Below are 24,592 nucleotides of genomic sequence, written 5' to 3'. Positions count from 1 at the left end.
TTTCGCATCATCAGGCGGCGTCAGGATTTCGCTGCATAGGCATAGAGCAGCGTTTCCTGGGCACTGATGGGCGCAGCCTCGCCGGACTCGTTGCGCTGGTAACTGCCATCCTCGCGCAAGATCCAGCTCTGGCAGTTGTCGACCAGATAGGTTTCCAGGTCCTTGCGCACGCGCTGGGCCAGCTTCTTGTCGAGAATGGGAAAGCAGGTCTCGACACGGTGGAACATGTTGCGTTCCATGAAGTCCGCGCTCGAGGCCCAGACTTCCGGTTTGCCGCCATTGGCGAAGTAGAATACCCGGGTATGTTCCAGGAAGCGGCCGATGATAGAGCGTACCCGGATGTTCTCGGATATCCCCGGTACGCCGGGGCGCAGGCAGCACATGCCGCGAATGATCAGGTCACACTGCACGCCGGCCCGCGAAGCGTTGTAGAGGGCGCGGATCAGCTTGGGTTCGGTCAGCGAGTTGCACTTGATGATCAGGTGGGCGCGCTTGCCTTTTTCGGCAAGTCGGGTTTCGCGCTGGATCATCTCGATGAGCTTGCCGTGGAGCACGAACGGGGCGTGCAAGAGGGTCTTGATATTGCGTGGCTTGCCCATGCCCGACAGCTGCTGGAAGACCATGTGCACATCCTCGCACAGCGTTTCGTTGGCCGTGAGCAGGCTGTAGTCGGTATACAGCTTGGCCGTCTTGGAATGGTAATTGCCGGTGCCCAGATGCACGTAATAGCGCAGTTCTCCGCTTTCGCGACGCACGATGTGCATCATCTTGGCATGGGTCTTGTAGGCCATGACACCATAGATAACGATGGCGCCGGCTTCCTGGAGACGCGATGCCAGCGCCAGGTTATCGGCCTCGTCGAAGCGTGCACGCAGCTCGATCACCACGGTGACTTCCTTGCCGTTGCGCGCCGCCTCGACCAGGGCGCTGACGATCGGTGATTCCGCCCCGGTACGGTAGAGGGTCTGCTTGATGGCCAGCACCGACGGGTCGCGGGCCGCCTCGCGCATCAGATCCTCGATGGGCGTGAACGACTGGAAGGGGTGATGGAGTAGCACATCGCCCTGGCGAATGATGTCGAACAGGCTGGAGTCGGGCTTGAGGTTCCTGGGCAGGCCGGGGGTGAACGGGCGATAGTACAGGTCAGGGCGTTCCACATCGTCGAGCATCGCCATCATGCGGGCCAGATTGACCGGACCATGAACGCGATAGAGATCCTGCGGCTCCAGTTCGAACTGCTTGAGCAGGAAGGCCGCCAGGTCATCGGGGCAATTCTCGGCGACTTCCAGGCGGACCCCGTCGCCATAACGGCGAGCCAGCAGCTCGCCACGCAGCGCCGAGGCCAGGTCGGACACCTCCTCGGGATCGACCGACAGGTCGGCGTTGCGGGTCAGGCGAAACTGATAGCAACCACGCACCTGCATGCCCGGAAACACTTCCTGGGCATGGGCATGCATCATCGACGACAGGAAGAGGTAATCCGTATAGCCTTCGCCGGCCAGTTCCTGAGGCAGGCGAATCAGACGTGGCAGCGAGCGTGGTGCAGGCAGAATCGCCAGGCCGCCTTCGCGACCGAAGGCGTCGGTCCCCTCGAGTTCGACGATGAAGTTGAGACTCTTGTTGACCAGTCGCGGGAAGGGATGCGAGGGATCGAGCCCGATGGGGCTGATCACCGGCATGATCTCCTCCTCGAAATAGTCGAGAACCCAGGCGCGCTGGGCCTGGGTCCACTGGTTGCGTCGGATGAAGCGGATGCGCTGTTCTTCCAGGGCCGGAATCAGCGACTCGTTGAGAATGCGGTACTGGCGGTCCACCTGATCGTGGGCGATGCGCGAGATCTCGGCTAGCACCTTGCGAGGCGTCAACCCGTCGGCACCGGTGTCCTCGCGCCCCAGCATCAATTGGTGCTTGAGACCGGCAACACGAATCTCGAAGAACTCATCGAGATTCGACGAAAAGATCAGCAGGAACATCAGCCGGTTGGCCAGCGGATGCGAAGTATCCAGCGCCTGCTCGAGCACGCGGATATTGAATTGCAAATGCGAGAGTTCGCGATTGAAATACAGCGTTGGGTCGTTGAGATCGGCTTCCGGCGAGGGCGTCGGTTTGGCATGAATGCCGGTGCGGGTCCGGTTGACCCGCAGCGGAGCATCATTGGCCGATTCGGTATTGAGCGACTCCTGACCGTCTTCCTGATTGCCTGACGGTTCCTGGGCACGCGACTCTTCCATCGCGAAGACTCCTGCGTCGATAGGAGAGTCGGGGCAGCTCTCCCGTTATTGGTTCAACAACTGTGCCGCGCGCTTGGCGAAGTAAGTCAGCACGCCATCGGCGCCGGCCCGCTTGAAGCACATCAATGATTCGAGAATCACGCTGTCGGCGTCCAGCCAGCCGTTTTCGAAAGCGGCCATGTGCATCGCGTACTCGCCACTGACCTGATAGGCGAAGGTCGGCACCTTGAGTTCCTGCTTGACGCGGCGAACCACGTCCAGATAAGGCATGCCGGGCTTGACCATGACCATGTCGGCGCCTTCGGCAAGGTCGAGAGCAACCTCATGGACGGCCTCGTCGCTATTGCCTGGATCCATCTGGTAGGTGCACTTGTCGGCCTTACCGAGATTGCCTGCCGAGCCCACTGCATCGCGGAATGGCCCGTAGTAGCGTGACGCATACTTGGCCGAGTAGGCCATGATGCGTGCGTTGTGCAGGTTTTCCTGTTCGAGTACCGAGCGGATCGCACCGATCCGGCCATCCATCATGTCCGACGGGGCGACCACGTCAGCCCCGGCCTCGGCATGCGATAACGCCTGCTTGAGCAGGGTCTCGACGGTACGGTCGTTCATCACGTAGCCCTGCTCGTCGAGGATGCCGTCCTGGCCATGGCTGGTATATGGGTCGAGAGCCACATCGGTAATCAGACCCAATTCGGGGCAGGCGTCCTTGAGCGCGCGCACCGTGCGCTGGACAAGACCGCTGGCGTTGTAGGCCTCCTCGGCCAGTTCGCTTTTCTGGCTGGCCTCGATCACCGGAAACAAGGCGAGGGCGGGAATGCCCAGCGACGACGCTTCGCGCGCTTCCTCGATCAGCAGGTCGATCGACAGGCGCTCGACACCGGGCATCGAGGCCACGGCCTCGCGGCGGTTGTCACCGTCGAGGACAAAGACCGGCAGAATCAGGTCGTCGGGCGTCAGCGTGGACTCGCGCATCAGGCGGCGCGAAAAATCGTCCTTGCGCATACGGCGCATGCGGGTCGCGGGATACTGACGTGAAGTGAGTTGACTCAAAACGCATTCTCCAGTCGTTGGGGCGCGACCGCCGTGGCATCGAGTGTGCGCCAGATCGATGACAATACGATGACAACGGCGGCAAAAGGGCTGCCAGTATAGCAACGGTGCGGCACAGGATGCTTTCGGCGCCTTGTCGCACCTTAGGCGACATTCTAGATTGTAATTTCGCCGTGCACTCCGGCATGGTGGCTTTCCGATAGTGAAACGGCAAGATGCCGACAACGACAAGGAGAACGGCATGAGCAAACGGGTTGCGGTGATACTTTCGGGTTGCGGGGTGCATGATGGCTCGGAACCCCATGAAACGACCCTGACGCTGCTGCGCCTGGATCAACTGGGTATCGGCTATCGCTGTTTTGCGCCCGATATCGAGCAGCGCCAGAGCATCAATCACCTGACCGACGAGCCGATGCCCGAGGAGGCGCGCAATGTGCTGGTCGAATCGGCCCGACTGGTACGTGGTGAGGTCGCTTCGCTGGAGACGCTCGATCCCGGCGAATACGACGGTCTCGTGCTGCCCGGCGGGTTTGGCGTGGCCCGCAACCTGTCGGATTTCGCCGAGGCTGGGTCCGACATGAGCGTTTTGCCACTGCTGCGCGACAAGGTCATGCCATTCTTCGAGTCCGGCAAGCCTATTGGCCTGATGTGCATCGCTCCGGTTCTGGTTCCCCGGCTACTGGGGCAGGCCATTCCGATCACGGTGGGACAGGACGCGGGTGCCGCTGGCGCAATCAGCAGCATGGGGGGGCTGCACAAGAGCTGCAGTGTCGAAGACGTGGTCATCGACCGCGAACACCGCGTGATCACCACGCCGGCCTTCATGCTGACCGATCGGATCAGCGAAGCGGCCAAGGGCATCTTCAAGCTGGTCGACAAGCTCGTCGACATGATGGATTGAGTAAAAGACATCCTTGCCAAGCAACGAGCCCGCCAATCGGCGGGCTCGTTGTGTCAGGCATCCTGGACGTCGTCCTGCTCGCGCTTGCGCTGGCGGCGTCGCACCAGGCGTCCGAACACGATGCCAATCTCATAGAGTAGCCACATGGGGATGGCCAGCAGGCTCTGTGAAATCACGTCCGGCGGCGTCATTAGCATGCCGATGACGAAGCAGCCCAGAATCACGTAGGGGCGCTTCTTCGACAGGCTCTCCACGGTCGTTGCGCCGGTCCAGATCATCAGGAACGTGGCGATCGGGATCTCGAAGGCGATACCGAAGGCGAAGAACAGCTTGAGAACGAAGTTGAGATACTGGTTGATATCCGTCATCACTGCGACATTCTCCGGGCCGGTATGCACGAAGAAGTCGAACAGCAAGGGGAACACCACGTAATAGGCGAAAGCCGCCCCGCCGTAGAACAGCCCCACGCTCGAAACTAGTAGCGGTATCGCCAGTATCTTCTCGTTCTCGTATAGGCCGGGCGCAATGAAGGCCCACATCTGGTGCAGCACGAAGGGAATGGCCACGAAGACGGCCACCACCAGTGTCAGCTTGAAGGGTGCCAGGAACGGTGAAGCCACTTCGGTGGCGATCATCTGAGAGCCTTCCGGCAAGAGCGCCATCAGCGGGTCGGCAACGAAAGCATAGATATCGTTCGAGAACGCGTAGAGCGCCAGGAAGATGACCACGATGGCGATCACGGCACGCATCAGGCGCGAGCGCAGCTCGATGAGGTGCTCGATCAGCGGGGCCTGGGCGTGTTCCTGTTCCGGCGGCTTGTTACGCGGGGAGGGGGCTGCACTCATCGCGACGGGTAATCCTTGTCATCGGCCGTGGAGGATGACGGCGTGGGAGGCGCGACCGGTTCGTGCTCGGCCGGCTCGGCATGGGCGATGCCGGTGCGTGCCTCGGCGTGCTGGATCTGAGCGTCGCCGCCGCTGGCGACGGTGCCGTCAGGCGAGGCTTCGGGCCTGGTCTTCTTCGCCTCGGGCGTGTCGGCGTAGCTCTCGACTTCGCGCCGCGCCTTGTCGAGACCCTCGTTGAGCTTCTTCTCCTGCTCGCTGAGTTTCTGGCGCAGATCCTCGGCTTCCAGCTGCGCATTGATCTCGCGCTGCATGTTGGCCACCGTGCGCTTGGTCTTGCCGATCCACAAGCCCACGGTACGAGCGGCCTTGGGCAGCCGCTCGGGACCGAGCACCAGCAGGCCCACCACACCAATGATCAGCAGTTCAAGAAAGCCGATATCGAACATGGCGGGTTATTTCCGCTCTTCCTTGTCTTCGACGCGCTGCTCGGGCCTGACATCGTAGGTCTCGCCCTTGGCGTCGGTGTCGTGCTGCACCTGGCGCTGCGTCGTGTCGTCCTTGTCCGTGTTGGTGTCGTCGTCGTTCATGGCCTTCTTGAAGCCCTTGACTGCACCACCCAGGTCACCGCCCACATTGCGCAGTTTCTTGGTGCCGAAAATCAGGATGATGATGCCGAGTACGATCAGCAGTTGCCAGATACTGATACCACCTAACATATGTCGTTCTCCCGTCGGGCCGGAACCCAATTATTTCGTTGTGCGGGCGGCCTTCTCGTCCAGCCCGGATATGCCGAAACGGCGTGCCAGTTCATCGAGCACATCCTGCGAGTCTATGCCCAGATGCGACAGCATCACCAGACTATGAAACCACAGGTCAGCAGTTTCGGCGACCACTGCCTGGCGCTCGCGCTCAACGCCGCTTTCGGCGTCCTTGGCGGCAAGGATGGTCTCGGTCGCTTCCTCGCCGACCTTTTCCAGAATCTTGTTGAGTCCCTTGGAGTGCAACGACGCCACATAGGAGGATTCCGGGTCGGCATGACGGCGCTGGTCGAGAACCTCGGCGAGCTGGTGAAGAATATCGCTCATCGATGACAATCCTGAGTCAGTGTAGAAGAAAGCAAGTGACGTCAATAGGTTAGTTTCAGCCTAACGCCACGCGAGCAGAACAAGGCCCAGGGCCGCGGCGGCCAGCACCGGCCAGGGCTGCTCCTGGGCCCACGCCGCCAGAGGCTGCCATGCCAGCGCCAGGGCCAGGATCAGCAGCCCGAGACGCAGGCGACGGCCACTGCGCCCCGCCCTGGCCAGTTGCTGGTCGAGCCGGGTCATTGCCTCGGCCTGCTGGCGGCGCTGGCGCAGGTCGCTATCCGCGCGGGACAGGGCCTGGTGCGCCAGGGCCGGTAGCTCGGGCAACTGCTGGCTGAGTTCGGGGGCCTGCTTCTGCAGCGAAGCCCAGAAGCCACGCGGGCCGGCGCGATCCTTCATCCAACGTTCGAGGTAAGGGCGGGCGGTGGTCCACAGGTCCAGGTCGGGATAAAGCTGGCGACCCAGGCCCTCGATGTTGAGCAGGGTCTTCTGCAGCAGCACCAACTGCGGCTGGACTTCCATATGAAAGCGCCGCGCGGTCTGGAACAGTCCGAGCAGTACCTGGCCAAAGGAAATCTCCTTGAGCGGGCGCTCGAGGATCGGCTCGCAGACGGCGCGGATTGCCGCGGCGAACTCGTTGGCCCGAGTGCCTTCGCCGACCCAACCCGACTCGATGTGCAGCAGCGCGACTTCGTAATAGTCCTGATGGAAGAAGGCCAGAAGATTGCGTGCCAGGTAATCCTGATCCTCGCGGGTCAGGCTGCCGACGATGCCACAGTCGATGGCGATGTACTGCGGGTCGTCGGGATTCTCGCGCGACACGAAGATGTTGCCCGGGTGCATGTCGGCATGGAAGAAATTGTCGCGGAATACCTGGGTGAAGAAAATTTCCACGCCGCGCTCGGCCAGCTTGCGCAGGTCGGTGCCTTGCTCGGCGAGTTGCTCCATGTCGGCCACCGGGACGCCGCAGATACGCTCCTGGACCATAACCCGCTGGCGGGTCAGCGGCCAGTGTATCGCGGGAACGTAAAGCAGGGGCGAGTGCTTGAAGTTACGCTTGAGCTGCGAGGTGTTGGCAGCCTCCTTGCGCAGGTCAAGCTCATCGAACAGCGTCGCTTCATAGTCTGCTACCACCTCCACCGGACGCAGGCGGCGTGCCTCGGGCACGCGCTTGAGCAGGTGAGCGAAAGCGTACATCAGGCTGATGTCCTGGCGCATGACATGCTCGATGCGCGGGCGAATGACCTTGACCACCACCGCCTCGCCAGTATGCAGGCGTGCGGCGTGCACCTGGGCGATGGAGGCCGAGGCCATCGGCGCGGTGTCGAACTCGGCGAAGCACTCGTCGATGGTGCGTTCGAGTTCGTCCTCGATCAAGGCGCGTGCCTGATCGCCGGGAAACGGCGGTACCTGATCCTGAAGGCGCTTGAGCTCGTCGGCGATATCCGGGGGTAGCAGGTCTCGGCGTGTCGACAGCATCTGGCCGAACTTGATGAACACCGGCCCCAGTGACTCCAGGGCCAGGCGCAGTCGCTGGCCGCGCGAATGGCCCCGGGTGGGGAGTAGGCGCAGCGGCGACAGCCGGAACGCCAGGCGCAACAGGGCAGGCAAGCGCTCGAACGGGATCAGGGTATCCAGCCGATAGCGGGTCACCACCCACAGAATGCGCAGCAGACGCAGGCTCACTCGCTGGCCTCCTGGCGAGGAGCTAGCTTGCGCTGCAGGCGGGTCAGGCGCGCCTCGAGCCGGTCGGTGGCAACCTCGAGTTCGGTCAGGTGATCGCGCAGGGTTTCGCGCTGGGCATGGCCCGGCAGCAGGCGTGCCTCCTCGAAGATGTACTCGGCGAGATCGGCCCGCAGCTCGCGCTGGCTGCGCATGCCGAAGCGGCTGAAGCGGCGCAGGCCCTCTGCCAGGCTATGGGCAGGCATGTCGCCGAACCATTCGGCCAGCGCGCCCTCCCAGTCGAGGTCGAGATCCATGAGCAGGGCGCGGGCGTCCTCGAGCAGGTGCGTCTGACCACGAATGGACAGGCGGCCATTGAACATCAGGTGCTCGAGCGACTCCCCGGCCAGCAAGTTACCCAATGCCTCGCTGTCGACCTCGACGATGGCGTTGGCGTCACCTTCCTCGGCATGCGGGTGGCGCATCAGACCTAGGCCATGCTCGTGGAACGCGACCAGCAGATCCACTCGCGGCCGCTCCAGGCGCAGCAGCAGCCGCTTGCCGGCCAGCCGGCGCAGGCGAGTCGGGGCAGCCGGGTCGCGCAAGAGCATGGCGTTGAGACATTTTTCGGCACAGGCCAACAACAGTGTCGGTGTCAACGACATGAAATCCTCACAGCTTGATGCCGCGATGCAGGGCGACGATGCCCCCCGTCAGGTTGGTGTACTCCACCCGTTCCAGCCCGGCATTTTCCATCATTGCCTTGAGCGTTTCCTGGTCGGGGTGCATGCGGATCGATTCTGCCAGATAGCGGTAGCTGTCGGCATCGTTGGCCACCAGCTTGCCCATGCGTGGCAGCACATTGAAGGAGTAGTTGTCGTAGACCGTCGACAGGACCGGATTGACGGGCTTGGAGAATTCCAGCACCAACAGGCGGCCGCCCGGCTTGAGTACGCGTGCCATCGATGCCAGCGCAGCGTCCTTGTCGGTCACGTTGCGCAGGCCGAAGGCAATGGTGATGCAATCGAAGGTGTTGTCGGGGAACGGCAGGCGTTCGGCATTGGCCTGGACGTACTCGACATTGTCGCCCACCCCGTTGTCGAGCAGCTTGTCGCGGCCGACCTGAAGCATCGACTGGTTGATGTCGGCCAGGACCACGCGACCGGTCGGGCCGACCAGGCGCGAGAACTTCAGCGTGAGGTCACCGGTGCCGCCGGCGATGTCGAGCACGCTATGGCCGCGTCGCACCCCCGCACGTTCCAGGGTCAGGCGTTTCCAGAGGCGATGAATGCCCAGCGACATCAGGTCGTTCATGATGTCATAGCGGGCCGCCACCGAGTGAAAGACATCAGCCACTCTGGCGGCCTTCTCTTCGACCGGTACCTCCTGATAGCCGAAGTGAGTCGTACGCTTTTCCATGTTGGTCGTCGATCCTTGTCGGGCCCGGGCGGGATAAAAGAACTGGGCGACATTGTAGCGTCGCCCAGTAGCGTTTGTCTTTTTCGTCTCGGCGGCGTCAGCGGTTTTGACGCACCCGTGTGAATACCGCCGCTACACCTGCTTGACGGGAATGCCCAGCGGCTCGCGCGAGGCGCCGGCCTGTTCCAGGCGCTGCAGGTAATGTTCCCAGTAGGCATCGTGGTGCGTCGCCAGGTCGTAAAGGTACTCCCAACTGTACAGGCCCGTATCGTGGCCGTCGTCGAAATGCAGCTTGAGCGCGTAGCGACCGGTCTGGCTGATGTTCTGCAGGCCGACGTATTTCTGCCCGGTCTGCAGCACTTCGGTGTCGGGCCCGTGGCCTCGCACCTCGGCCGAGGGCGAATAGACACGCAGATACTCGGCACTCAGCCGGTAGGTCTCACCGTTGGCGTAACCCAGCTCGAGTTCGCGGGCCTGCTTGTGGTAGTGCACACGGGTGGGAATCGGGGCGCTCATGACTGTCTCCTGGCTGCGCACATGGGGCGATGCGCACCGGTGGCCCGGTACGCATCGAGCATGGCTTAAAGGATATACCGCGAAAGGTCCTCGTCCATCGCCAGTTCGCCGAGCTGCGAGTTGACGTACTCGGCATCGACGACCAGCGGCCCCTGCATATCGCCGCCTTGGAATGAGGCTTCCTCGAGCAGGCGCTCCATGACCGTATGCAGGCGGCGGGCGCCGATGTTCTCGGTACCTTCGTTGACCTGCCAGGCGATCTCGGCGATGCGTGCGATGCCATCGTCGGTGAACTGGATTTCCAGGCCCTCGGTAGCCATCACCGCCTGGTACTGCTTGGTCAGCGCGGCGGACGGCTCGGTGAGGATGCGCTTGAAATCGTCCGGCGACAGTGCCTCGAGCTCGACACGGATCGGCAGGCGGCCCTGCAACTCGGGAATCAGGTCGGACGGCTTGGAAAGGTGGAAAGCCCCGGAGGCGATAAACAGGATGTGATCAGTCTTGATCATGCCGTGCTTGGTCGACACGGTCGAGCCTTCGATCAGCGGCAGCAGGTCGCGCTGCACGCCTTCGCGGGAGACATCGGTGCCGCTGGTCTCGCCACGCTTGGCGACCTTGTCGATCTCGTCGAGGAACACGATGCCGTTCTGCTCCACGGCCTCGACGGCACGCCGCTTGATCTCCTCGTCGTTGACCAGCTTGGCGGCTTCCTCGTCACGCAGCAACTGCCAGGCATCCTTGACCGCCACGCGCTTGGTCTCGGTCTTCTGCTTGCCCATGTTGGAGAACAGGCTCTGCAACTGGCTGGTCATCTCCTCCATGCCCGGCGGGGTCATGATATCGATGCCGGCGGCCTGCGGGGTCACCTCGATATCGATTTCCTTGTCGTCGAGCTGCCCTTCGCGCAGTTTCTTGCGGAACATCTGGCGGGTCGAGGAATCATCGCGGGCATGGTCGTACTCGCTGCCACGCGGGCGGGGCAGCAGCGCGTCGAGAATGCGGTCCTCGGCGGCATCGTCGGCACGGTGACGCACCTCTTCCTTGGCCTGCTCGCGAACCATCTTGATCGCCATCTCGACCAGGTCGCGAACGATCGACTCGACGTCACGGCCAACGTAGCCGACCTCGGTGAACTTGGTGGCCTCGATCTTGATGAACGGCGCGCGGGCCAGCTTGGCCAGGCGACGTGCGATCTCGGTCTTGCCCACCCCGGTCGGGCCAATCATCAGGATGTTCTTGGGCGTGACTTCCTGGCGCATGGTCTCGTCGAGCTGCATGCGGCGCCAGCGGTTGCGCAGGGCAATGGCGACGGCGCGCTTGGCATCGTGCTGGCCGATGATGTACTGGTCCAGCGCATGGACGATTTCACGGGGCGTCATCTGGGATTGGGACATGGCTCCGGACTCTTTGCTCACAGCTCTTCGAGCGTGATGTGATGATTGGTGTAGACGCAGATATCGGCGGCGATGTTCAACGATTTCTCGGTGATGTCGCGAGCGCCCAGGTCGGTATTCTCGAGCAGGGCCAGTGCGGCCGACTTGGCGTAATTGCCACCGGACCCGATGGCGATGATGCCGCGCTCCGGTTCGAGCACGTCGCCGTTACCAGTGATGATCAGCGAGGCGTTCTTGTCGGCGACAGCCAGCATGGCCTCGAGGCGACGCAGGGCGCGATCGGTACGCCAGTCCTTGGCCAGCTCGACGGCGGCCTTGACCAGATGACCCTGGTATTTTTCCAGCTGGGATTCGAAACGCTCGAACAGGGTGAAGGCATCGGCAGTACCGCCAGCGAAACCGGCCAGGACATGACCGCGATACAGGCGGCGGACCTTGCTGGCATTGCCTTTCATTACCGTATCACCCAGTGATACCTGGCCGTCACCGGCGAGTGCGACCTGTTCACCGCGACGCACGGATACGATCGTCGTCATGTGAATAAACTCCCTGGGGGCAGGCGGGGCCCACCCGATGAATGGGGGCGCGTACCGTCGCGGCACGTGCCCGATCCGAAATCATTGACAGGAAGTGTGGGCGCAACGCCCGGAAATCAAGCGTGCAGCGTGTGCTTAGTTCTGCAACTTGATGCGCAGGGGCTCGATGCCCTGGGTCATCATCAGGTCCTGGGCGCGGTTGAGTTCGCGCGTATCCTGATAGGGGCCGACCTGAACCCGGTGCCAGGTCTGGTTGCCCTGGGCCTTGACCTCGGTGATCTTGGCCAGCAGGCCGAAATCCTGCAGGCGTCCGGCGAGCCGCTTGGCATCGGCCGCCTCCTTGAACGAGGCGGCCTGCAGCATGTAGCTCGCCTGGCTTTCGGAGGGCGCCGGCGCGGCCGGCTTCTTGGTCGCCGTGCTGGCCGGGGCGCTGGCCTCGACGACATCGGCGACCGCCGTGGTGGCCGGTGTACTCTGCACGTCTTCCACCTTGGGCGCGATGACCTCGGATTCCGGCAGCAGCGTATAGAACTCGAAGGTGGGCATGCGCGGCTCTTGGGGGGCCGATGCCTGCTGTGGCTTGCCTCCGCTCGATTCCGCCGCCTGCTGCGCGCTGGGCGGCTTGGGCACCACGGTGGCCAGCGGCGGTGCCGTTTCCTGCAGGTACTGCGACAGTGCAAAGCCGGCCATCAGGCCGGCCAGCCCCCACAGCCAGCCCGGTACGCTGCGGCGCTCCTTCTGGCGTGGGGCGCGACGGGCCGTGGCGCCCTTGGGCGGGGCGCGACGAGCGGAACCTTGCGAGGCGCTGCGGCGGGCCATGGCTTACATCTCCTCGGGTGCGCTGACGCCCAGCAGGTCCAGGCCATTGCGAATCACCTGGCGGGTGGCCAGGCCCAGGGCCAGACGCGCATTGCGCAGGGCAGCGTCCTCGACCATCACCTTGACCGCGTTGTAGCAGGTGTGGAAATCCGCGGCGAGGTCCTGCAGGTATTGGGCGATCTGTTGCGGTTCACGACTGAGTGCGGCGTGCTCGACCACCTCGGGAAAGCGCGCCAGACGGTTCATCAGTGCCTTTTCCTGGTCGGCCTCGAGGCTGGCCAGGTTGGCGAAGCCGAGCTCGCGGTCGAAGGGCAGGCCGTCGGCCTCGGCCTTGCGCATCACGCTGCACAGGCGGGCGTGGGCATACTGCACGTAATAGACCGGGTTGTCGTTGGACTGCGAACGCGCCAGGTCGATATCGAAGGTCAACTGCGAGTCGGCGCGCCGGGCCGCCAGGAAATAGCGGGTGGCGTCGCGGCCGACCTCGTCGATCAGGTCGCGCAGGGTCACGTAGCTGCCGGCACGCTTGGAGAGCTTCACTTCCACGCCGGAACGGGTCACCAGCACCATCTGGTGCAGCACGTAATCCGGCCAGCCCTGGGGGATCTCGGCCTCGAGGGCCTGCAGGCCGGCACGTACGCGAGTCACCGTGGAGTGGTGATCGGCACCCTGCTCGTTGATGACCTGCTTGAAGCCGCGCTGCCACTTGTCGAGGTGATAGGCGACGTCGGGCAGGAAATAGGTATAGCCGCCGTCGGTCTTGCGCATCACCCGGTCCTTGTCGTCGCCGAAGTCGGTGGTGCGCAACCACAGGGCGCCGTCCTGCTCGTAGGTGTGGCCGTTGTCGATCAGGCGCTGCACGGCCTCCTCGACCTTGCCGTCGCGGTACAGCGAGGACTCCAGGAAGTAGACATCGAACTCGACGCCGAACGCCTTGAGGTCGAGATCCTGTTCGCGGCGCAGGTAGGCCACGGCAAACCGCCGAATGGCCTCGAGGTCCTCGGGATCGGCGGCGCCGGTGACGTGCTGGTCGTCGGCATCCACGGTGTTGCCGGTCATGTAGCTGTCGGCGACATCGGCGATGTAGTCGCCACGGTAACCGTCGGCGGGCCAGCTCGGGTCCTCGGGCGTCAGTCCCTTGGCGCGGGCCTGGACCGACAGCGCCAGGTTGCTGATCTGGGCGCCGGCATCGTTGTAGTAAAACTCGCGGGTCACGTCATAACCGGTGGCCTCGAGCAGGCGGCACAGGCAGTCGCCGATCGCCGCGCCACGGCCATGGCCGACGTGCAGCGGCCCGGTGGGATTGGCGGAGACGAATTCCACTTGCACCTTCTCGCCAGCGCCTTTCAGGCTGCGGCCGAAGGTATCGCCGTTGTCGAGAATGGTCGGCACGATCTGCGCCACGGCATCGGTGGCGGCGAAGAAATTGAGAAAGCCGGGGCCAGCAATTTCCACCTTGCGCACAGCATCGGTGGACGGCAGGGCCTCGATCAGCGCCTCGGCCACATCGCGGGGCTTCTTGCCGGCAGGCTTGGCGAGCATCAGTGCCAGGTTGCTGGCGTAGTCGCCGTGGGCCTTGTCCTTGGTCGGATCGACCTTGAAGGCGGGAGAAACGTCGTCGGGCACGAGGCCTTGCTGCTTGAGCGAGGCCAGCGCCTCATCGAGCAGTGCGGAGATGGTGTCTTTCATGGATATGCGTGCTTGTCCTGTGGCCCTGGCGGCGCGCGAGCGAGTGGCAGTCGAGGCTCTCGCGGCGGTGCAGCGGCGTCAATACGTCGCTCATCTTTCGAGCATGGCCGCACATTATCGGCAATTGCGGCTCGGCTTTAAACCTCTGTCGATGTCGCGTCAACTCAACGTCTGGGGATCGATATCGAGATTCCAGCGTGCGCGCCGCGCCAGTGGCGACTGTTCCATCCAGGCGGTCAGCCAGGCGCTGGCCTCGTGCAGCGAACTGCGCCTGGCCGCCGACAGCATCACCTGCACGTGATAGCGCCCCTGGCGACGCTCCATGGGCGCCGGCACCGGTCCCAGGCAGTCCACCGCCAGTTCGCGGGCCTGCAGCCACTGGCGCAAGGCGCCGGCCGCTTCGCCGGCCAATGTCAGGCCGTCAGCTTCGCGCGGGCTTTCCAGACGCAGCAGGGCCATGTGGCGGTAGGGTGGCAGGCCGGCGATGCGCCGCTCTTCGAGCAGGTTTTCGGCCAAGGCGTCATAGCCGCTCTCGGCGAGCAGGCGCAGGTGCGGGTCGTCGGGGTGCAGGGTCTGAACCAGCACCCGGCCGGGGCGTTCAGCGCGACCGGCTCGGCCGGCAACCTGAATCAATAGCTGGGCACTGTGCTCCAGGGCACGAAAATCGCTGGCATACAGTCCGGCATCGGCATTGACCACCACTACCAGCGTAACGTGAGGCAGGTGGTGTCCCTTGGCGAGCATCTGGGTGCCGACCAGCAGGCAGGGCTCACCACGGCGTATCTCGTTCAGCGTGGTTTCGAAGGCGTCCTTGCGCCGGGTACTGTCGCGGTCGATGCGGTGCACGCAGACATCGGGAAACAGCTCGCCAAGGCTCTCCTCGCTGCGCTCGGTACCGGTGCCCAGCGGGCGCAGGTCGGCGCTGCCGCAGTCGGGGCAGGCATCGGGAATGCTGCGCTGGCGCTCGCAGTGGTGACAGGTTAGCTGCGGCGGCTGGCGGTGCAGGGTCAGGCGGGAATCGCACCAGTCGCACTCCGCCAGCCAGCCACAGTTGTGGCAAGCGAGGGTGGGCGCGAAACCGCGCCGGTTGATGAAGACCAGTACCTGGCCACCGGCGCCTAGCGCCCCTTTGATGGCATCGATCGCTGGCGGGATCAGCCCGCCCTGGCGTGAGCGACCGCGTAGATCGATCAGCTCCAGGCGGGCCGGGGCGTGTGAACTGGCGCGCCGCGTCAGGCGCAGGTGACGGTAATTGCCGGCGCGCGCCTGGACCAGGCTTTCCAGCGATGGCGTGGCGCTGCCCAGCACAATGGGAATGCGGTGCTTGTGGGCGCGGGCGATGGCCAGGTCGCGGGCGTGATAGCGCAGGCCATCCTGCTGCTTGTACGAGCCGTCGTGCTCCTCGTCGACGATGATCGCCCCGGGCCGGGCCAGTGGCGTGAAGATCGCCGAGCGCGTGCCGATGACGATAGGTGATCGGCCGGCACGGGCGGCTTCCCAGGCATCCAGCCGCTCGGCATCGGTCAGCCCCGAGTGCAGCGCCACCACCGGCACCCGGAAGCGTCGGCGAAAGCGCGCCAGGGTCTGCGGTGTCAGACCGATCTCGGGTACCAGCACCAGTGCCTGGCGTCCCTGGGCGACGATGGCTTCGATCAGTTGCAGGTAGACCTCGGTCTTGCCACTGCCGGTTACCCCCTGCAACAGGCAGGGATGGTAGCGATCGAGCCCCTGATGCAGTTCGCTCAGCGCCGTGGCCTGTTCGCGGTTCAGCGTCAGTGCCGGCTCGGCGAGCAGGGCGCTGCCGGGAGTGGATGGCGCCGCGGTCAACGGCTCCTCGCGGCACTCGGCCAGGCCTTTTTCGGCCAATGCCCTGAGCTGGGCGCGGGTAAAGCCTTGGGCACTGATCACCGAGCCCACCACGCCGCGTGGATGCTGGCGCAATAGTTCGAGCAGTTCGGCCTGACGCCGGGCCCGGCCGAGACTGGCGGCATCCGCAGCCTGGCCGGTGGCGGTCAGTTGCCAGCGTTCCCGGGTACGGGCCTCCAGTGGCCGGCCCTGGCGCAGCAGCACCGGCAGCGCTTGATGGAGGGCGTCGCCAAGGGCGTGCTGGTAATAACGCGCCGTGAAGCGGCACAGCCACAGCCAGTCCGCCGGCAACGGCTGGCTATCCAGGCAGGCACTGACCGGCTTCAGCGAGGCAAGGCCGAAATCGCTGGTGTCACGGCACTCGACGATGATGCCCACCACCTCGCGGCGCCCGAACGGCACCCGCACGCGCATGCCCGGCTGCCAGCCGGCAGAGGGACCCGGTTGGCAGGGGCGGTAGTCGAACAGCTTGCGCAGTGGGGTGGGGACGGCAACGCCCAGCACCTTGGGTGCGGGCGGTGTGGCAGGCGATGAAGGCAATTGGACTCCCGTGGCGGCTCTGCTATAATGCCCGGCCTTCCTGAACGACGCTGCACGTTCGCGCCGTGGGAGGACACCGGTTCACTCAACCCGTGTGCGGTGCCTGGCCTCATCATCGCTTTCAGGATCAGGTGGCGGCACACAGCTTCATGAGGCATCAAGATGAAACAAGGTATCCATCCGGAATACAAGAAGGTCACGGCGACCTGTTCCTGTGGCGCTGTTCACAACATCGGCAGCACCGCTGGCGAAGACATGTCACTGGACGTTTGCTCCAACTGCCACCCGTTTTACACCGGCAAGCAGAAGCAGGCGACCACCGGCGGCCGTGTCGAGCGTTTCAACAAGCGTTTCGGTGCCGCTATCAAGCGTGGCTAATCTCGCTTGACGCCAAGAACCCGCCCAAGTGGCGGGTTTTTTATTGCCCGAAATCTGCCGGCAATAAGCTGGTGCTTATGCTGGAAATGGTAGGCATAAGTTGCAACGAATATCTGGAAACGTTTTCAAACGAGCGGCTAAAAGTCAGCAAAGACAGGAACTTGGCTCAAGTTGTTCGGCTGTGCTTTTTTCTATATTCTTGCTGGACATCTCAACGATCATACCGGATTAGACGCATGACAGACGCGAAGAAGCAAGCGGCGCTGGATTATCATTCCCAGCCGATTCCCGGCAAATTGTCCGTTGAAATCACCAAGCCGACATCGTCCGCCAAACACTTGGCCCTGGCCTACAGCCCCGGGGTGGCCGAGCCGGTTCGCGAAATCGCCAAGGACCCGGAAAACGCTTACCTCTACACCGGCAAGGGCAACCTGGTCGCGGTCATTTCCGATGGCAGCGCCATTCTTGGCCTGGGTAACCTGGGCGCATTGGCCAGCAAGCCGGTCATGGAGGGCAAGGGCCTTCTGTTCAAGCGTTTCGCCGGTATCAACTCCATCGATATCGAAGTCAATGCCGAAAGCCCGCAAGCGTTCATCGATACCGTGGCGCGCATTGCCGATACCTGGGGTGGCATCAACCTCGAAGACATCAAGGCACCGGAGTGTTTCGAGATCGAGCGCGCCCTGGTCGAACAGTGCAACATTCCGGTTTTCCATGACGACCAGCACGGCACCGCCATCGTCACGGCGGCAGGCATGCTCAACGCGCTGGATATCGCCGAGAAGAAGCTCGAGGACGCCCGCATCGTCTGCCTGGGCGCCGGCTCTGCCGCCATTGCCTGCATGAAGCTGCTGGTCGCCTGCGGCGCCAAGGCCGAGAACATCTACATGCTCGACCGCAAGGGCGTCATCCACAGCGGGCGCGACGATCTCAACCAGTACAAGGCGATGTTCGCCACCGAGACCGATCTGCGCACCCTGGACGAAGCCATCGAAGGCGCCGACGTGTTCATCGGCCTGTCCGGTCCCAACCTGCTGAGTCCCGAGCAGCTCAAGAAGATGGCCGACAACCCGGTGGTCTTCGCCTGCTCCAATCCGGATCCCGAGATTCATCCGGACGTGGCCAACGAAACGCGCCCCGACGTGATCATGGCGACCGGTCGTTCCGACTACCCCAACCAGGTCAATAACGTGCTTGGTTTCCCGTTCATCTTTCGCGGTGCGCTGGACGTTCGTGCCACCCGCATCAACGAGGAAATGAAAGTTGCTGCCGTGCACGCGCTGAAGGACCTGGCCCGGGAGCCGGTGCCGCAGGACGTCCTCGATGCCTATGAGGTCGACGCACTGGAGTTCGGTCGTGGCTACATCATCCCCACGCCGATGGATGCGCGCTTGCTGGATCGCGTCTCATCCGCCGTGGCCCAGGCCGCCGTCGATACCGGCGTGGCACGTCGTCCGTACCCGTCGCATTACCCGCTGACCCGTGTGGAAGACGTCTACGGCGGTTGAGCCCTGGCGTAAGCACTGACACGAAAACGGCAGCTGTTATCAGCTGCCGTTTTTGTGTCGTTACAGGTTGTGGGGGTGTTCAGGACGAGCCGCTGCTGCCGCTGTTACCGCCACTATTACCGATATTGCCCTGATACGAGCCGGATTGCTCGATATCGCTCTGTGAATACGGCAGCACTAGAATCCAGTCTGGATTGACCCAACCCATCTCGGTCGGAATCCAGTAGTTATCGGTTTCCATGCCATCGGGGTCTATGATCGCACTCGTCACCTGCCCCTGATCGTTCACGACCAGATCCTCGATTTCCGCATAGGCCGAGTCTTCGACCTGTACGCCCATACCCAGCATCGCACTGGCGCTGAACTGATTCTGGCCGAAAAGCTCCTGTGGGGAGAGCGTGGACTGCTGATTACCGAATTCTGATGGCTGCTGATCGATAGAGAGCAGCACATCTTTCGGCTCGAACAGTTTGACGGGCCACTCGGTGGTATAGAAGCCGCGCTCTACCGCATTGCCATTGGAGTAGACCAGCAGCGACTGGATGTTGCCCTGGGCGTCGAGTATCACATCGGCGACTTCACCGACCTCGGTATTCTCGCCGGCAATCACGTCATCGCCGAGCAGTTGCGTGATTGTCCAAGCCGTTGAAGGATCGCTGCGCTGGTTCTGCCAGTCGCTCAGGTTTTCGGGGGCTGCCATCGCCGTCAAAGGCAGGGCAGCGGCACAGAGCGGGATCAAGCGATGTAACTGTTTCATGGCGAGCCTTTCTCCTGACTTCCGTGTTGAAAGGGATCGATGCGATGAGATTGCTGTTTGCAACGTAGAAGCTAGGGCAGGGCTCGTCAAATTGTAAGGCCTGCTGGTTTATTGAAAGGGCTGAACGTTATGCCACTACTACTAATTAATCGGCTAAAGAGAAATTCAGGTGGCTTTAAATAATGCACGCAAATAACGTGGCCGGTTCGTTGGTACGAACCGGCCCATGAAGCCTGTTTTTTTATCAGGCCAGTGAGGGAAGTTACAGTGATAAATCGGCGCGTGGCGTTACTGGGTCAGTATTTATAATGTGGTTTCAACTTTTACCTTGAAACGAAACAACAGCCGTTCATAGATTACCCAAGTGTGAAACACCATGAAAACGACAAGGAAATCGATGGCCGTAACCTTGAGCACCTCCATAAGGTAGATCTGTTCCATCAGGAATTCGGCACTCGTCACCGTCAGGTAGGTCTGTGAGCCGAACAGGCCCCACAGGCTGAGGGTGGCCAGTACCAACGAGGTATCACGAAAGCGATACCCCAATCCTCGGCGTTTGGGATTGCTGATGATCATTGAGCCAAGCTTGTTATTCACGAAAGGCTTCTCCTCTATCGGGACTACTCCAGATGGCGAGCTGACCGCGGCGACGTACCACGGCTTTGGGGAACGCGATGACAGCGGTCATCATGTTCAATATCCAGTAAAAGTAGGGATACCAGATGCTCCAGAACAGGCAGTTGACAATGGTCCGGTCGTATCGGCTGTCGATATAGAAGCTGACACTGAACTGGATCAGGCAAAGGAAAATAAGCAGGCCTCCCGACCAGCCCAGGACATCCTCGGCCGCTTCCCAGCTCGGGACCGTCAAGATCAGGTCGATTACGCCCAGCAACATTAAGGTGATTATCGAGTAGCACCAGACGATGCTGACGATATATTCGGCGAGTAGCGGCCAGAAGCGACGGTTGCGCCAGTGAATGGCCTTGCTGAAATGGCGCAGGAAAGCTTCGGCGCCGCCTTGTGCCCAGCGAAGACGCTGACGGAACAGGCCCCGCAGGGTTTCCGGCATCAATACCCAACACATGGCATGAGGCTCGTAACGGACCTGCCATCCGGAAAGCTGAAGTTTCCAGCTGACATCGATGTCCTCGGTGATCATGTCCGTGCTCCAGCCATTGATCTGCTCGAGCGCGCTGCGGCGAAAGGCACAGATGACCCCCGAGATGGTAAAGACCATGCCGTAGATGCGTTGGGCGCGCTTGATCAGTCCGATGATCGATGAGAACTCGCCGGTCTGAATCTTGCCGATCGCCGTGGAGCGGGTACGGACTCGTGGGTTGCCGGTAACGCTGCCGACACGTGAGCTGCGCAGGAAGTGTTCGACCATCCAGCCTACGGCGTCGTAATCGAGCACCGCATCGCCATCGATACCGACAATGATCTCGCCGCTGGCATGCGCCAGGCCATTGTTCATGGCGCTGGCCTTGCCCTGATTGACCTGATGCAGGACCTTCAGCGTCGGGTTCTCGCGGGCTAGTGCATCGAGGCGTTCACCCGTGTCGTCACGGCTTCCATCATTGATGGCAATGATCTCGAGATTGAGATAGTTCTGCCGGAACAGATGCCCAATGGTCTCGTCGATGTTCGGGCCTTCGTTATGGCACGGCACCAGCACCGTCACCCGCGGGGCATTGGGATCATTGGCCGAGGTCGGCCGTGTTGTCTGTTTTCGCTCCCAATGGAAGTAATAATAGATACCGCCACAGATCCATACGGTCGCCATCAGGCTGGGGTAACCGATGGCAAACAACGCCAGTATTTCCATTGCATTCATCACGCGTCCCCCAAGTGAGCCGTCAGCGAGAAGTGGCGCCGAAGCACACCGATATCGGGATGACCTGTAATGAAGTCATCGGGATAATAGCCGTAGTTATAGATGCCTTCGTTGCGTATCAACTGCATCCAGTGCGCCAGTGTCTCGCTGGGCACCGGCGAGTCATTACGCCAGTCGATCGCTTGAAGCTCGAAGACGAGACGCTCAGCGGGAACATGCCGCAATGCCTCGTTGGCAAGACGTTTCAGCCAGAGATTCGCATCATTGGCGCCTTCCATGTAGGGCATGGCCATGACAGCGGTGTAATCATAGGCCTTGCCGAACTTTTCGAGATCCTGAGCGAACCATGTCTCGCTTTGGGGATCGAGGATTACCGGGGCATAAATATTGCGGGCAATCAGGAAGCGCTTGTTGTCGTACTGGCGATAATGATCGGCAACGTCACGCAGTTCATAGGTAAAGTCGATCAGAAACTGCGTCTTGTGACGGGTCCACTCGCTCATGGACCGCTCGTCCTGACGGATCTGGCTCACGCTGGCAGGCAGCCCCCACTCACGGGCATACCATTGAAGCGCTTGCGGGCTGGCATCCTCGAAATCGTTCAGAAGCCCATCGTCGTGAAACAGCAGGCTGTCGAACTTGGTCAGGCGCCCGAGATCCTCGTAGATGTCGCGAATGATCTGGCGATTCGCCTCGTCATAGGGTGACAGACGACGATAGTAGCTCGGGTTGGGGCGGCCATGACGCATGTCCTGAACGTATGTGTGGCCCTCGCCGAGGTCGAACGCCATGACCGGCATCCAGGCATAGACCTTGACCCCGGCACGCTTCTTGAGCTGCCAGGCGACCCGGTTGAACAGGTCGGCCTTCATCGGCATGTGACGGTTGGGAAAATAAAGGGCTTCGGCAACGCCATCGCCATCGGCATCGGCGTAGGCCTGTAGATAGACGGTGCTGGCGCCCTGTTTCTTGACGCGATCAAGCAGCATATCCAGGTTCCGTCCTTGCTGGGCCTCGTCCTCGTCGTAGACGTAATCGAGGTCGACATGCACGATACGCTCGACCTTGCGCTCCCAGGTACGGTCGGAAACGATTTCCTCGATGGTTTCCATGGAGGTTTCCTGGTCGATCAGGTAGCGCCCCATCTCTCTCGGGCTTTCGTTCACGTTGTTGACATGCTCGAGCAGGCTGAAGGTGTGCGGCATGCCCGCTTCGGCGGCGAGCTTCAGGGTGGCATTGCTGTAGGCACCGTAGGGCCAGATCATGATGCGTGGCCCATTGCCCAGTTCCTCCTGGAAGCGCTGGCGCGTCATCTGCATGTCGTTGCGTACGCGATCCACATAGGCGCTTTCACTCTCGTAGCCGGAAGGCGACCAGGCACTCGTGGTGGCGGCCGGCTGCTGATTGCCGAAGGGGTTGCCGATGATGCCCTTGTGCAGGTCGTAGGTATGCGAGGCGACTTCGACCAGGGGCGATTGCTGCATTTCGCGCAGTTGCTCCCAGGTCATGAAATGGTCTCGGGGCAAGGAGGTATCGCCGTACGGCACCTGCTGTCCGGCAGGCACATCCAGCCAACTACCGACCACGGCGGTGACGGCAGGATAGTCATAGAGCTTGAGCAGCGGATAGACGATGTCGTAGAAGCTGCGATATCCGTCGTCGAAGGTCAGCAGTATCGCCTTCTCGGGCAATGGCTGTTTGCCTTCTCGCGCATCGATGATCTGCTGATAACTGACCGGGTGATAGCCGAGTTCGGCGAACAGGTTGAAATGCTGGACCAGCAGGTTGCGGGTGATGGTCTGTGGATAGACCTTCTCGTTCGGGGTCTGGTCGAGATCGACCACGTCGTGATAACTGATTACGCTGAACTCGCCGGGATCACGCCCCGGGTCTCGTCCCGTATCGCGCGCCACACTCGCAGCCGCAATAGCCGGCATGGCCAGGGACAAGGCCAGCAGCACCGTTAACCATTTGCTCACAGGAACCTCCATTCAACACCGGCAGAGATGAAGTTGCCGTACTCGGGAACACCGTCGTAGACGGATTTCTGACGGTTGATGCCATATTCGAAGATGACGTTGGGTTCGAACTCCCAACCATGCCGGTAGCCAATGGACCAGGTTGCATCGCTGCCATAGTCTTCCTGCCAGTAACTGCCGCCGCCCACCGACAGGGTCTGGATGAAGGTCTTGCGGTAGCCCAGTGGCAGCGTATAGCCGACTTCGAGCTCGCCACTGACACTGGCGTCTCGACGGGGATTGAAATAGCTGGCCTCGACGTCGTCATTCTTCGAGGCCCCGGCGAACAGTTGGCCGGTGATGGCCCATTCGTCGTGGTCGTAGAGCTCTTCGGTCCAGTAGCCCGAAATGGCACGGCGAAGATTGCCATCATCCAGGTCCATGAGGGCCAGCCCGGCGCCGCCCATGCCGGATTCATCGCGCCGGTAGCGGCCTTCGAACCGATAGAGATTGGCATTGATGCCGTCGCGCAAGGCGCGCAGGGGCGTCTCGTCGCTATTGATCTTGGCACTGACGATGCCCGTCCAGCGATCCGAGAAGGCGTAAGCGAATTCTCCCCAGATCAATGGGTCGTCATTGAGCTGGGCGCCTTCCCCGATCGCGACCTTCAAGGTGGCGGGATACAGGTTGAATTCGTAACCAGCGGCGGTGTAGGCGGCATGCAGCGCATCGTCATCGAACTCGCCGAACAGGCCGATGCGTTGGGCAAAGAACCGGGAACCTGCATCATTGCGCGGCGCCTCCAGCAGGGCTTCGTAGCGCCAATCGCGTGAACTCTGTACGCCGGATCCTGTGCTGTCCCCTCGGGTCCCCTTGACGGTCAGCCGGCCCGCTCGCTGTTCCCGCAATTGCCGGGTCAGGCTATCCAGCGAGACACTGGGGGGATCCTCTTCGACATGCTGCTCAATGGCCGCGACGGTGCCACGCCAGTCGCCTCGATCGAGCCGCGACATGAGAATCCCGTAGGCGGGGACGTTTCGTGCGTCCGGTGCCGAAAGCTGGGCAGCTCGCCGATAATCCTCCTCGGCCTGGCGCGGCCAGCCGCGCCAGCGGCTGAGATCGCCCTTGACACGCCATAGCGAGGCATTGGCCGGGGCGCGTTCGATCAGGTCATCGAGGCGCTGTGAGGCGACATCTTCATCACCGCGCCATGCCGAGAGCATGACATCCAGATGATGCACACGCTCATAGTTGGGATTGTTGATGCGCTGTGTAGTGGTTCAATAAAACTGGACACCTATGTAGGTGGTACGCTTGCCACCCCTAGCGAGGTGTCTGATGACCAGAAAACGACGATCTTTCACGCCGGAGTTCAAGCAGGAGGCTGCTTGTCTGGTACTGGATGAGGGATATTCCATCACCGAAGCCAGCCGTTCGCTCGGCGTTGTGGAAAGCGCGCTGCGACGATGGGTAAGGCAGCTCGCGGAGGAGCGTGATGGTGTCACGCCCAAGTCCAAGGCACTGACGCCGGAGCAGCAGCGGATACAGGAACTGGAAGCCCAGGTCCATCGTCTGGAGCGGGAAAAAGCAATATTAAAAAA

The 24,592-nt window shown here is 62.1% G+C and carries 24 protein-coding genes; 4 read left to right on the top strand and 20 right to left on the bottom strand.

Annotated elements, in window-relative coordinates; all coding sequences use genetic code 11:
- Positions 1 to 20 precede the first annotated feature (20 nt).
- Positions 21 to 2,231 carry a polyphosphate kinase 1 gene (ppk1, locus tag BM194_RS15135; protein WP_092848422.1) on the bottom strand — a complete coding sequence of 737 codons (2,211 nt, stop codon included), beginning with the start codon at positions 2,229 to 2,231 and terminating at the stop codon, positions 21 to 23.
- Positions 2,232 to 2,276: 45 nt separating this feature from the next.
- The gene (hemB, locus tag BM194_RS15130; protein ID WP_092848419.1) at positions 2,277 to 3,284 is read right to left on the bottom strand and encodes a porphobilinogen synthase; all 1,008 of its coding nucleotides are present in this window, start codon (positions 3,282 to 3,284) and stop codon (positions 2,277 to 2,279) included.
- A 241-nt stretch (positions 3,285 to 3,525) separates the two neighbouring features.
- Here hemB and elbB point away from each other — a divergent pair, with 241 nt between their 5' ends.
- Positions 3,526 to 4,185 carry an isoprenoid biosynthesis glyoxalase ElbB gene (gene elbB / locus BM194_RS15125; protein WP_092848416.1) on the top strand — a complete coding sequence of 220 codons (660 nt, stop codon included), beginning with the start codon at positions 3,526 to 3,528 and terminating at the stop codon, positions 4,183 to 4,185.
- 53 nt (positions 4,186 to 4,238) lie between these two features.
- Here elbB and tatC read toward each other — a convergent pair whose 3' ends face one another.
- From tatC to BM194_RS15060, 13 genes are all read right to left on the bottom strand, one after another.
- Positions 4,239 to 5,030 carry a twin-arginine translocase subunit TatC gene (gene tatC, locus BM194_RS15120; protein WP_092848414.1) on the bottom strand — a complete coding sequence of 264 codons (792 nt, stop codon included), beginning with the start codon at positions 5,028 to 5,030 and terminating at the stop codon, positions 4,239 to 4,241.
- Complete coding sequence (gene tatB, locus BM194_RS15115) at positions 5,027 to 5,476, bottom strand: Sec-independent protein translocase protein TatB (RefSeq protein WP_092848412.1); 450 nt, start codon at positions 5,474 to 5,476, stop codon at positions 5,027 to 5,029. Before tatB ends, tatC begins: the two co-directional genes overlap by 4 nt.
- 6 nt (positions 5,477 to 5,482) lie before the next feature.
- Positions 5,483 to 5,746: a Sec-independent protein translocase subunit TatA gene (gene tatA / locus BM194_RS15110; RefSeq protein ID WP_092848410.1), complete on the bottom strand. Its 264-nt coding sequence runs from the start codon at positions 5,744 to 5,746 to the stop codon at positions 5,483 to 5,485.
- A gap of 30 nt (positions 5,747 to 5,776) precedes the next feature.
- On the bottom strand, positions 5,777 to 6,115 hold the full coding sequence (locus BM194_RS15105) for a phosphoribosyl-ATP diphosphatase (RefSeq protein WP_092848407.1): 339 nt from the start codon (positions 6,113 to 6,115) through the stop codon (positions 5,777 to 5,779).
- Positions 6,116 to 6,175: 60 nt separating this feature from the next.
- The gene (gene ubiB / locus BM194_RS15100) at positions 6,176 to 7,798 is read right to left on the bottom strand and encodes a ubiquinone biosynthesis regulatory protein kinase UbiB (RefSeq protein WP_092848405.1); all 1,623 of its coding nucleotides are present in this window, start codon (positions 7,796 to 7,798) and stop codon (positions 6,176 to 6,178) included.
- Complete coding sequence (locus BM194_RS15095; RefSeq protein ID WP_092848402.1) at positions 7,795 to 8,439, bottom strand: ubiquinone biosynthesis accessory factor UbiJ; 645 nt, start codon at positions 8,437 to 8,439, stop codon at positions 7,795 to 7,797. Before BM194_RS15095 ends, ubiB begins: the two co-directional genes overlap by 4 nt.
- 7 nt (positions 8,440 to 8,446) lie before the next feature.
- A complete protein-coding gene (gene ubiE, locus BM194_RS15090) occupies positions 8,447 to 9,193 on the bottom strand; it encodes a bifunctional demethylmenaquinone methyltransferase/2-methoxy-6-polyprenyl-1,4-benzoquinol methylase UbiE (protein WP_092848399.1) in 747 nt (248 codons plus the stop codon).
- Positions 9,194 to 9,325: 132 nt separating this feature from the next.
- A complete protein-coding gene (locus BM194_RS15085; protein WP_092848396.1) occupies positions 9,326 to 9,709 on the bottom strand; it encodes a gamma-butyrobetaine hydroxylase family protein in 384 nt (127 codons plus the stop codon).
- A 65-nt stretch (positions 9,710 to 9,774) separates the two neighbouring features.
- Complete coding sequence (gene hslU, locus BM194_RS15080; RefSeq protein WP_092848394.1) at positions 9,775 to 11,103, bottom strand: ATP-dependent protease ATPase subunit HslU; 1,329 nt, start codon at positions 11,101 to 11,103, stop codon at positions 9,775 to 9,777.
- A 17-nt stretch (positions 11,104 to 11,120) separates the two neighbouring features.
- Positions 11,121 to 11,639, bottom strand: a complete 519-nt coding sequence (gene hslV / locus BM194_RS15075; protein WP_092848391.1) for an ATP-dependent protease subunit HslV — start codon at positions 11,637 to 11,639, stop codon at positions 11,121 to 11,123.
- A gap of 135 nt (positions 11,640 to 11,774) precedes the next feature.
- A complete protein-coding gene (locus BM194_RS15070; RefSeq protein ID WP_092848388.1) occupies positions 11,775 to 12,458 on the bottom strand; it encodes an SPOR domain-containing protein in 684 nt (227 codons plus the stop codon).
- A 3-nt stretch (positions 12,459 to 12,461) separates the two neighbouring features.
- Positions 12,462 to 14,147 carry an arginine--tRNA ligase gene (gene argS, locus BM194_RS15065; RefSeq protein WP_092848384.1) on the bottom strand — a complete coding sequence of 562 codons (1,686 nt, stop codon included), beginning with the start codon at positions 14,145 to 14,147 and terminating at the stop codon, positions 12,462 to 12,464.
- Between the two features lie 159 nt (positions 14,148 to 14,306).
- Positions 14,307 to 16,553, bottom strand: a complete 2,247-nt coding sequence (locus BM194_RS15060) for a primosomal protein N' (protein ID WP_092848380.1) — start codon at positions 16,551 to 16,553, stop codon at positions 14,307 to 14,309.
- Positions 16,554 to 16,715: 162 nt separating this feature from the next.
- Between BM194_RS15060 and rpmE the strand changes: the two genes are divergently transcribed.
- Together rpmE and BM194_RS15050 are read left to right on the top strand one after the other, a co-directional pair.
- Positions 16,716 to 16,931 (top strand): 50S ribosomal protein L31, encoded by a 216-nt coding sequence (gene rpmE, locus BM194_RS15055; RefSeq protein WP_092848378.1) that lies wholly within the window; start codon positions 16,716 to 16,718, stop codon positions 16,929 to 16,931.
- A gap of 236 nt (positions 16,932 to 17,167) precedes the next feature.
- A complete protein-coding gene (locus BM194_RS15050; RefSeq protein ID WP_092848375.1) occupies positions 17,168 to 18,439 on the top strand; it encodes a malic enzyme-like NAD(P)-binding protein in 1,272 nt (423 codons plus the stop codon).
- 79 nt (positions 18,440 to 18,518) lie between these two features.
- Here BM194_RS15050 and BM194_RS15045 read toward each other — a convergent pair whose 3' ends face one another.
- The 5 genes from BM194_RS15045 to pgaA all read right to left on the bottom strand — a co-directional run bounded on the left by BM194_RS15045 (position 18,519) and on the right by pgaA (position 24,232).
- Positions 18,519 to 19,196: a PRC-barrel domain-containing protein gene (locus BM194_RS15045; protein ID WP_092848373.1), complete on the bottom strand. Its 678-nt coding sequence runs from the start codon at positions 19,194 to 19,196 to the stop codon at positions 18,519 to 18,521.
- A gap of 303 nt (positions 19,197 to 19,499) precedes the next feature.
- Positions 19,500 to 19,793, bottom strand: a complete 294-nt coding sequence (locus BM194_RS15040; RefSeq protein ID WP_143097601.1) for a hypothetical protein — start codon at positions 19,791 to 19,793, stop codon at positions 19,500 to 19,502.
- Complete coding sequence (gene pgaC / locus BM194_RS15035; protein WP_092848369.1) at positions 19,786 to 21,033, bottom strand: poly-beta-1,6-N-acetyl-D-glucosamine synthase; 1,248 nt, start codon at positions 21,031 to 21,033, stop codon at positions 19,786 to 19,788. Before pgaC ends, BM194_RS15040 begins: the two co-directional genes overlap by 8 nt.
- Entirely contained in the window at positions 21,033 to 23,012 is a 1,980-nt protein-coding gene (gene pgaB, locus BM194_RS15030) for a poly-beta-1,6-N-acetyl-D-glucosamine N-deacetylase PgaB (RefSeq protein WP_092848367.1), read from the bottom strand. Before pgaB ends, pgaC begins: the two co-directional genes overlap by 1 nt.
- Positions 23,009 to 24,232 (bottom strand): poly-beta-1,6 N-acetyl-D-glucosamine export porin PgaA, encoded by a 1,224-nt coding sequence (gene pgaA / locus BM194_RS15025; protein ID WP_244890982.1) that lies wholly within the window; start codon positions 24,230 to 24,232, stop codon positions 23,009 to 23,011. Before pgaA ends, pgaB begins: the two co-directional genes overlap by 4 nt.
- Before the next feature lie 97 nt (positions 24,233 to 24,329).
- Here pgaA and BM194_RS15020 point away from each other — a divergent pair.
- The coding region (locus BM194_RS15020; RefSeq protein ID WP_143097600.1) for a transposase at positions 24,330 to 24,592 on the top strand (263 nt) is incomplete at its 3' end.

Source organism: Modicisalibacter xianhensis (genome assembly GCF_900113605.1).
Lineage (GTDB): Bacteria > Pseudomonadota > Gammaproteobacteria > Pseudomonadales > Halomonadaceae > Modicisalibacter > Modicisalibacter xianhensis.
Note: the sequence above shows the minus strand (reverse complement) of the source record. Positions and strands in the feature narration are given on the sequence as shown.